This is a genomic window from Clostridium chromiireducens (genome assembly GCF_002029255.1).
Lineage (GTDB): Bacteria > Bacillota > Clostridia > Clostridiales > Clostridiaceae > Clostridium > Clostridium chromiireducens.
This window is the reverse complement of sequence record NZ_MZGT01000166.1, coordinates 1-1,792: the sequence shown is the minus strand read 5'-3', so window position 1 is coordinate 1,792 and position 1,792 is coordinate 1. Positions and strand designations below refer to the sequence as shown.

The window sequence follows — 1,792 nt, the reverse complement described above, 5'->3', positions numbered from 1 at the left end:
GGCAGGTTACCCACGTGTTACTCACCCGTCCGCCGCTAATCCGTTCCCGAAGGAACTTCATCGCTCGACTTGCATGTGTTAAGCACGCCGCCAGCGTTCGTCCTGAGCCAGGATCAAACTCTCAATAAAAAGTTTAATCTTAGCTTACTCAAATAAAGAATTGCTGGTTTACTTAAATGTATTTATATATTCTGTTCAATTTTCAAAGACCAATTTCTCTCTTACAACTACTGTTGTAATATTTTGTTGTTTACTGTCGTTTCTGACAGCCTACTTAGTATATCATCACCTTCAAAGCTTGTCAACAACTTTTTTTAGTTTTTGTGAACTTCATTTCTGTAAGTTCTTCAAATCCTAAGCTGTTAATTTAATGCCTCCCAGTAAGGAATTACATCATACCATCACTGTCTAACCTTGTCAACAACCTTTTAAAACTTTAAAATTTCATTATTTAAATGCATTTCAGTTTTCAGCTGTTTTCGTTTATGTGTTTCAGCGACGTGTTTTATCTTAACATATATACTCATGATAAATACCATAAAATCCATTGTATAACAAAATTGAACTCTAAATTCTACATCTTTCTCTCATTTTCTCTATATTTCTGCTATTGACACGCTAGGAATAGTTATTGCCAATACTACACCACATAATCTCAAATCCAGCGCGTTTCATATTATAAAAGTTATTATTTTAACTTAGAATCGATATATACCTATTCCTTAATATATCATATTACCTATCCTTAAACTCTTCTCTTATAATATAATAAGTTGCATGATCTTCCCATTTACCATTTATCAAAAGATATCTTTCATTAATACCAACTAACTTAAATCCACTCTTTTCTAATACTGTTCTTGATTTTTTATTATCCACTAAAGCAGATGCTTCTATTCTATGAAGTTCGCATTCATCAAAAGCATATTTAAGCATAAGATTAACACTTTCCGTCATATATCCTTTACCTTGCTCCCCTTCATCTATAGAGTAACCTAGTGTACCATTCTTAAATGATCCATGTATAATTCTCGAAAGTTTTATCTTTCCAATTAGTCTTTCTTTCTTAAAGATCCCTAATTCAACAGTTGTTCCATTTAAGAATTCTCTATAGCTCTTATTCAAAAATTTCTTTTGAGTTTCTAATGTATAAAAGTTGTTATCCTTCACAGGCTCAAACGGTTCTAAATAAGTTTTATTTTTTTTATAATATTCTAATACATCTTCTGCATCACTCGAAGTCAAATTTCGAAGTATAATGTTCCTCCCATTCAATTCGACTAATGAATATCTACTCATTTGATTATATTCTGTTCGAGTTATACCAAAAGATAGTTCATCAAGATATTCACCTTTTAAATATTCATTCTGATTAAGTATACCTTCTAGAGTAAATCCCGAATCTAGAAACGGATTTACATCTATTGTTTCCAAAGTCTTTATATTAACCTTAAAAATATTAAAATCTCTAAATGCAGCTTTCAAAATAAGGTTTAACGTTTCACTTAGCAGCTCATAATTAGATTCTCTATAAAATCTTAGATTAATATCATATGCTTTACTATTATTATTTATTTCTATAGTGGTAAATCTACCAATAATGATATCATCTTTATCCTTTATTAAATATTCTGTTTTATCTTGTTTATTCGCTTGTATCTTCACACTTATATTTGATTTCATATAATTCTCTCCTAAAAAGTACAACAGTACTTTGATATATAATTATAATTTTACTTAGTAAAATGCCATTTTAGTAATCATAATATTCTTTAATAATAAATCATTCAAC

General features: G+C 29.4%; 1 protein-coding gene and 1 rRNA gene. Both read right to left on the bottom strand.

All coding sequences use genetic code 11. The features are described 5' to 3' along the window. Nucleotides 1-129, bottom strand: a 16S ribosomal RNA gene (locus tag CLCHR_RS24165); the annotation flags it as partial. A 606-nt stretch (nt 130-735) separates the two neighbouring features. Then, a complete protein-coding gene (locus tag CLCHR_RS24160; protein WP_079442482.1) occupies nt 736-1,683 on the bottom strand; it encodes a GNAT family N-acetyltransferase in 948 nt (315 codons plus the stop codon). Between the last annotated feature and the right edge of the window lie 109 nt (nt 1,684-1,792).

Coding starts and splice junctions, on each gene's coding strand:
- CLCHR_RS24160 (WP_079442482.1), bottom strand. CDS start 1,683: ATGAAATCAAATATAAGTGTGAAGATACAAGCGAATAAACAAGATAAA.